The sequence below is a fragment of the Blautia sp. MSJ-9 genome, from assembly GCF_018919065.1.
In the GTDB taxonomy this organism is placed as follows: Bacteria; Bacillota; Clostridia; order Lachnospirales; family Lachnospiraceae; genus Blautia_A.
In genome coordinates, this window is record NZ_JAHLQG010000052.1 from 73,920 (window position 1) to 81,229 (window position 7,310).

Genomic DNA, 7,310 nt, shown 5'->3' on the forward strand with positions numbered 1-7,310 from the left:
AACATCTGAGTCTGCCTCTTTCCCGATATTAAAATTTGATTACTCTAAAAATTAAACTTCTTTAGCAGCGTCAGCGATAACAGTAACTGCTTTCTGTACAGCCATGTCTTTCTTCATCTGCTCAAGTTCACGCTCTCCAAGTAATTCTTTTAACTTGTCAGCTTCCATTTTGTATGCTTCAGCCATCTTGGAGATTTCTTCATTTACTTCTTCCTCTGTTGGCTGAATGTTCTCAACTTCTGCTACTTTCTCAAGAACCAGTCTTGTCTGGATTCTCTTTAATGCCTGTGGTTTCATGTCTTCCATCATCTTCTCAGCTGTCATGCCTGTGAACTGGAAGTACTGATCCATGGATAATCCCTGAGACTGCATTCTTCTGCTGAAGTCGTCAAGCATCTGACGGCACTGTGTCTGAAGCATAGCTTCTGGAATATCCATCTGTGCGTTTTCGATTGCTTTATCTACTGCTGCATCTTCTTTTGCACGTTTTGCTTCGTTTGCTTTTCTTTCTTCAAGGTTTGTCTTAACGTGTTCTTTGTACTCTGCAAGTGTATCGAACTCAGAAACATCTTTTGCAAAATCATCATCCAGTTCTGGAAGTTCTTTTGCTTCGATCTTCTTAACTGCGCATTTGAAGATTGCTTCTTTGCCAGCAAGTTCTTTTGCCTGATATTCTTCCGGGAATGTAACTTTTACGTCTACATCATCGCCAACTTTAGCGCCAACAAGCTGATCTTCGAATCCTGGGATGAATGTGTTGGAACCAAGTGTCAGAGGATATTCTGTAGCCTGTCCGCCGTCGAAAGGTACTCCGTCTACGGATCCTTCAAAGTCGATTGTTACAACATCCTGTAACTGAGCTCCGCGGTCTTCTACGTTGATTGTTCTGGAGTTCTTCTCCTGCTCTTTCTTGATCTCAGCGTCTACATCTTCGTCTGTTACGTTGATCTCAGTCTTCGGTACTTCTACACCTTTGTAATCACCTAATGTAACTTCTGGTTTAGTAGCTACTTCAGCTGTGAAGATGAGAGCTTTTCCTGGCTCAGCCTGTGTGATGTCGATTGTTGGCTGGGAAACGATCTCAAGTTCGCATTCTGCTAATGCTTTGCTGTAGTGTTCCGGGATCAGAGCGTTAACAGCGTCTTCAAGGAATACACCTTTTCCATACATCTGCTCGATCATTTTTCTTGGAGCTTTTCCTTTACGGAATCCTGGGATGGAGATTCTTCCTTTAGCTTTCTGATATGCGTTCTGCATAGCTTTCTCTAAATCTTCAGCGGCAACTTCGATAGTAAGTTTAGCCATGTTTTTTTCCATTTTTTCCACCTGTAAACTCATGTTACAATGTTCCTCCTTAATTTTCAGGTTATATTTTGCGACTGGTTTTTCAGCTGCGTTATTTCATTCACAGTTTTTACCTATTTCTATATATTCAAGTCTAAGCTCCGCTCCCACTGTTTCCTTTTTTAGTAGAAGCGGGAGAGTCACTGTTCACTCCGTGCCCAGTAACACGCTTCGCGATGCACAGAATTTATGCGATCGCATAAATTCGCGCGGTATGTCTCGGGTTTTCCGTGAACTCCGTTCACAAAAAACACCTCGCGGAATATTCCCCCGTGGACAGTAACGCAAAAGGCCTGTCTATAACTTAATTATATATTTACAGTCATTGTAGCAGTATAGCACAAAAAATATAAAAGTGCTAGTGTTTTTTCGCATAAAAATAAGGGTTTTGGGGTGTTTTTAGCAGGAATACACTACAGATTCTGCGATTTCTTTTGCTTTTTCGTCATTTTCGAGCTGAGCGATCAGGGAAAGTGCGAAGTCTACGGCTGTTCCGAGGCCTCGGCTGGTGGTTATGTTTCCGTCAACTACTACGCTGTCTTCGCTAGTCTGGGCACCGTCTTTGGCAATGACTTCCATGAAGGATGGGTAGGATGTGGCTTTTTTACCTTTGAGGAAACCAAGTCCTGAAAATACGCTTGGAGCTGCGCAGATAGCGGCGATTTTTTTGCCTTTGTTGTTGAAGTCTGTCAGGAGGTCGGTGAGTGGTTTGTAGGCTGCAAGGTATTTGGTTCCTGGCATTCCTCCCGGGAGAACTAGCATGTCGGCGTCGGTGAAGTCGGTTTCAGCGAATGTGGTGTCAGTGAGCATGGTGATGCCGTGGGATGTCTGGATCTGGGTGGTTTCTTTGATGGATACGGTTTTGATGTCGATTCCGGCGCGGCGGAGAAGGTCTACTACGGTTAAGCCTTCGATGTCTTCGAAGCCATCAGCGAGGAAAATGTATACTTTTTTGCTCATTTTTGGGTGCCTCCTGTTTTGAAATTTTTATCTTGTTTTTCTGCAATGGATTATAGCATTTTTTTGGGATGGTTACAATGTTTGTTTGAATTGCATGGGGACGCGCGAAGCCCTCTGTCTCCTGGGGTTCAGTTTCGTGAGCCTAAGTAACTCTAAGGTCTGGAAAATCTGCTAAAAGCATGGAAAAGAATGCAAAACTCGCTCCGTTGCAGACTTCGCTCAGACACGTTGCGATTCTTTTCCATAACGCAGATTTCCCAGACCTAAGAGTTACTAAGACTCGTCAAATTCACCCCAGGAGACAGAGGGCTTCGCGCTGGGAACTGGCTCTTTTCTCAATTTTTATTTTACCATATCTCTGGTTTCAAGTCTTTCGGCAATGGATTGGGATATGTTTCTCCGTCTAATGTTTCTGTCAGTTCTTTCCTGGCTTCAGTTGCCAGTTCTGGATTTTGGAGAAAATCCAGGGCGGTGAGGGCCATGATTTTGGCGGCATAGAGCATTCCTTTATGGGCGATAGAAGATTTTCCCTGGGCTACTGCCTGCCAGGAATGGAGAGCGGTTCCTGCAGCGAAGGTGGGGATGTTGAGGTGGACGGTTGGGACTATCCAGCTTACATCGCCTACATCGGTGGAGTATTTGAGGTCGCTGTACAGATTTTGATAGGCGATTGGTTCGAAGATTGGGGTCTTCATGGCTTCGGATGCTTTGGGTCCAAAATAGTCCCGTGCGATGGTCGGGAGTTGTTTTTTGTCCTGGTCTGAGAGGGCTCGCTGGAAGTTCTGGGCGTAGGTATATTCTTGTTCGGTGTAGGTGATCGGGCCAAGTTTTTCCAGATAGGTGTTCATATGATCTGCGAGGATTTTGTTGGAGATCAGGTTGGAGTAGGCGGCTACCTGGCGGATTTCTACGGTGGTTTCGGTCATTAGGGCGGCGCCTTTGGCTATGTTGCAGACGCGGTTGTAGAGTTCTTTTACCTGGGTGATCTTTGGGGCGCGGATGGCATAGAGGACCTGAGCTCTGGACTGGACTACGTTTGGGGCGTCTCCGCCTGTGTCGGTGATTGCATAGTGGATTCTGGCTTCATCTATCATGTGTTCGCGCATGTAGTTTACGCCTACGTCCATCAGTTCTACTGCGTCTAATGCGGAGCGGCCGAGTTCCGGGCACATGGATGCGTGGGCCGGGGTTCCGTGGAATGTGAAGAATACTCTGAAGTTTGCTTTGGTGCTTCCGTAGCATGCGCGTCGTCCCTGTTCCGGGTGCCAGCAGAGGGCGAGATCGCAGTCGTTGAAATAGCCATCACGTACGAGGAATGCTTTGCCGCCTGCGTTTTCTTCGGCTGGGCAGCCGTAGTAGCGGATCGTGCCTTTCAGGTTGTGTTCTTTCATGAAGTCTTTTAATGCTATGACGGAGGCAAGGGTGCCTGTTCCGATAAGCTGGTGGCCGCAGCCGTGACCGCAGTCATTTACGTACGCTGGGCCTTGTTTCTGTTCTGTTTTTGATTCACTTTCGCATTTTAAATTTTGTGTCGGTTCTGCCGGGATTCGCTCTGTTGTATCTGCTTTCTGTGAAAGGCCTGGCAAGGCATCAAATTCTCCGAGAAATCCTATAACCGGTTTTCCAGAACCGTATTCTGCAATAAATGCAGTTTCCTCTCTTGCCAGATTTGATCTGACGGAAAAGCCCTCTTCTTTTAATGACCGCTGGAGTAATTCAGAAGATTTGTATTCCTGAAACCTTGGCTCTGCAAACTCCCAGATTCTATTGCTGATTTTGGCATAGTATTCTTTTTTACTATCAATCTTTTCTGATATTTCTTTTATGTATTCATTCATATATTTTTCTTCCTGTTCTATGATATTTCCTGCTTTTTTCCATATTACCTGTAATATTTTTTATTGCCCATTTTACATCAAACAGATAAAATATCTTTTTTCTACTACGTGTTCAATTTAAATCAAGCAAATATTCACACTCTGTCCTGCTGCCTGATTTAAGTAAAATATGCGTTTTCATTATTTTTCATCTATGCTATTATCATTATAGCACAAACTAAAGGATTGACATATTTTAACTCAATGGAGGAAATTTAAATGGAAATCGAACGTAAATTTTTAATATCCAAAGAAAATCTGCCGGCAGATCTTGAATCTTATCCACACCACAAACTGGAACAGGGCTATTTGTCCACCGCACCTGTGGTTCGTATCCGTAAAGAGGATGATAACTACTATCTCACTTACAAATCCAAGGGTCTTATGACCCGTGAAGAATACAATCTTCCGCTTACTAAAGAATCTTATGAACACATGCGTCCGAAGGCCGATGGAATCCTCATTTCCAAAACACGTTATCTTATTCCAGAAGAAAATGGGCTTACTATTGAATTAGATGTATTTGATGCACCATATGAGGGACTTTATCTTGCGGAAGTGGAATTTTCTTCCGAAGAACAGGCTCTCAGTTATAATCCGCCTGCATGGTTTGGAAAAGATGTTACAAATTCCGGCAAATACCATAACAGCCGGCTAAGCCAGGGAAATCAGTGATTTTTCATAAACAAGCCTTTCCAGATATTATAAATATAGCTCCATTCTTCTGATTGTCTGGCTTAAATAAAAAATCGGGAGACTGCATTTAAAATCCCTGACAGTCTCCCATTAGTTAAGCAGATAAAATCATCCGCTTCGCTACTTGCTCATAACCAAATAACTGCTCCGCAGTTGTGGTTAAACAAATTATATTCTCTATTTTCCCAGATATTCAGTAAGAACCCGTACAATAAATTTATGATCATCCATATGATACAGATTAGAAACAGTAAGTACTGCCACCATCTCTCCTGTCTTTAAACGAATAGGAAATCCGCCACCTACAAAAATAAATTTCTCTTTTGCAAGTCCATGCACTTCTACAGTTTCTCCTGAAATAGCTTCCAGTGCCCATGCACCTAATGATGATCTTTCGAAATAAGAGACTGTATTAAATTTCCGTTCCATCCAGTTCTGATTGATGTGATTTGTACCATCTGTCAAATGCTGATATATGATCGTACCGTTCAATCTTCTGATTGCTACTGCAAGCTGCATGTTTTCTGCATATATCTTATCTGTAATAAAACGTCCCAGATCCAGCGCATCTTTATTGGAAAAATGATCAAAACGCAGTTCCTTTTCCTGCTCTTCTGTCATCTTTTTTATTTCTTCATAATTCACTTCGCTCATATTTCTGCCCCTTCTTATCCTACATGGCGCTCAAATCTCTGGAATCCAAGAATCTCCTCAATTCTGTCCATCGCATCCTGCGGGATGACAAGTCCGCTGGCTTTTAAATTATTTTCCAGCTGAGATGGCTTACTTGCTCCTGCAATAACACAGCTGATTTCCGGATGCTGCAGAATCCATGCCATTGCAAGAATTGCCAGATTTGTTCCCAGGTCATCTGCTACTTTTGTAAGTTCATCAACAATAGCCAGATTTTTGTCTGTCAGCAGATCATTGATCTGTCTGTCGGCCTGGTGTGTTGCACGGGAACCTTCCGGATATGGCTGTCCTTTCTTATATTTTCCTGTCAGGAGTCCCTGTGACAGCGGGGAAAATGATGTAATGCCAATTCCATATTTTCTGCATGTTCCCATAATCTCATGTTCAATATATCTGTCTACCATATTATACTGTGGCTGAATTACTGAAATCGGATAAAGACCAAGTTTATCAATAATCTTCTGCGCTTCTTCAATTCTTGCACTTCCCCATTCTTCACTGACACCATAATACAGCACTTTTCCCTGTGCAACCAGATCACTCATTGCCCGAAGAGTTTCCTCCAAATCCGTATTTTCATCATAGCGGTGGCAATAATACAGATCCAGATAGTCCAGGTTCATATTCTTTAAAGACTGTTCACAGTTCTCCATGATATGTTTTCTGGAAAGTCCTCTGTCATTTACGCCATCACCTGTTGGAAAATATACCTTGCTTGAAATTACAAGCTCTTTTCGTGGATAATCTTTCAGAATCTCTCCAAAAAATCTTTCTGCCGCACCACCGGAATAAGCGTCTGCACAGTCAAAAAAGTTAACTCCTTTTTCATAAGCAAGTTTCACTGTTTCCTTTGCAACCTCTTCCTGTGCGCTGCCCTTCAGATCTGTCATCCAGCTTCCCAGCGCAATCTCACTGATCTTAAGTCCTGACTTTCCTACATTACGATAATTCATTGTTGTATCCTCCTTTAGGTAAATTTAGTTAAACGTTTTCATATTATTATAAAAATGCGTTTTCATTGTTATGATACATAAAATATATCACAGCTTTTCACGCATTTTTATCAGCATTTTTTATACCGTACTTCTCTCCATAATCTCATAAGGAAGTACAATATCTGTCAAAGGTTCTTTCTGTTCAATGTGTCGGATCAGCATAAGCGCTGCCTGTTTTCCCATCTCATAAGCATCCTGTCTGACTGTAGTAATCTCTGGATTCAGATATTTTGAAATATAAATGTCATCAAACCCCATGACCTTTATGTCCTCTGGAATTTTCTTTCCCAGTTTCTGACAGATACTGACTGCTCCGATAGCCATAAGATCATTTCCACAGACAATGCAGTCTATACCCGGATTTCTCTGCAGCAGAGTCATTGCTCCAATCTGTCCGGTCTCCACTGAAAATGTTCCGGGATAATGGAGCTTTTTGTCAAAATCAATCCCAACTTCTTTCAACCCATCTACAAACCCATCATATCTCTCTCTGCTGGGTGACATGGAAATGTCCGCGGTGATATATGCAATCTTTTTGCACCCTTTTCCTGTAACATATTTAGCTACATCTTTCATTGCTGCATAATTATCAATCAAAACACTTCCCATATTTTGGTTCTTTTCTATTTAGTACCATAAAAGTGTAGTTGTTGGAGAGTAATTAACTCTGACAGCTGCACTTATTTTATTATAATATAGGGGAGTAATTGGTCTGACGTAGCTCTATTTGGATCATTGCATCCGT

Annotated in this window: 7 protein-coding genes; 1 reads left to right on the forward strand and 6 read right to left on the reverse strand. The window is 42.4% G+C overall.

Going from position 1 to position 7,310, the window contains the following annotated elements; all coding sequences use genetic code 11:
* Positions 1 to 51: 51 nt before the first annotated feature.
* From tig to KQI87_RS14855, 3 genes are all read right to left on the reverse strand, one after another.
* Complete coding sequence (tig, locus tag KQI87_RS14845; protein WP_216460796.1) at positions 52 to 1,338, reverse strand: trigger factor; 1,287 nt, start codon at positions 1,336 to 1,338, stop codon at positions 52 to 54.
* 405 nt (positions 1,339 to 1,743) lie between these two features.
* On the reverse strand, positions 1,744 to 2,304 hold the full coding sequence (locus KQI87_RS14850) for a DJ-1 family glyoxalase III (protein ID WP_216460797.1): 561 nt from the start codon (positions 2,302 to 2,304) through the stop codon (positions 1,744 to 1,746).
* A gap of 347 nt (positions 2,305 to 2,651) precedes the next feature.
* Entirely contained in the window at positions 2,652 to 4,142 is a 1,491-nt protein-coding gene (locus KQI87_RS14855; RefSeq protein WP_216460798.1) for a M20 family metallopeptidase, read from the reverse strand.
* 258 nt (positions 4,143 to 4,400) lie between these two features.
* Between KQI87_RS14855 and KQI87_RS14860 the strand changes: the two genes are divergently transcribed.
* Positions 4,401 to 4,856, forward strand: a complete 456-nt coding sequence (locus KQI87_RS14860; protein WP_216460799.1) for a CYTH domain-containing protein — start codon at positions 4,401 to 4,403, stop codon at positions 4,854 to 4,856.
* Positions 4,857 to 5,054: 198 nt separating this feature from the next.
* Here KQI87_RS14860 and KQI87_RS14865 read toward each other — a convergent pair whose 3' ends face one another.
* From KQI87_RS14865 to KQI87_RS14875, 3 genes are all read right to left on the reverse strand, one after another.
* Positions 5,055 to 5,531 carry a heme-binding protein gene (locus KQI87_RS14865; protein WP_216460800.1) on the reverse strand — a complete coding sequence of 159 codons (477 nt, stop codon included), beginning with the start codon at positions 5,529 to 5,531 and terminating at the stop codon, positions 5,055 to 5,057.
* Positions 5,532 to 5,545: 14 nt separating this feature from the next.
* Complete coding sequence (locus KQI87_RS14870) at positions 5,546 to 6,523, reverse strand: aldo/keto reductase family protein (RefSeq protein WP_216460801.1); 978 nt, start codon at positions 6,521 to 6,523, stop codon at positions 5,546 to 5,548.
* Positions 6,524 to 6,643: 120 nt separating this feature from the next.
* Positions 6,644 to 7,174 (reverse strand): LacI family DNA-binding transcriptional regulator, encoded by a 531-nt coding sequence (locus tag KQI87_RS14875; protein ID WP_305872526.1) that lies wholly within the window; start codon positions 7,172 to 7,174, stop codon positions 6,644 to 6,646.
* Positions 7,175 to 7,310 lie beyond the last annotated feature (136 nt).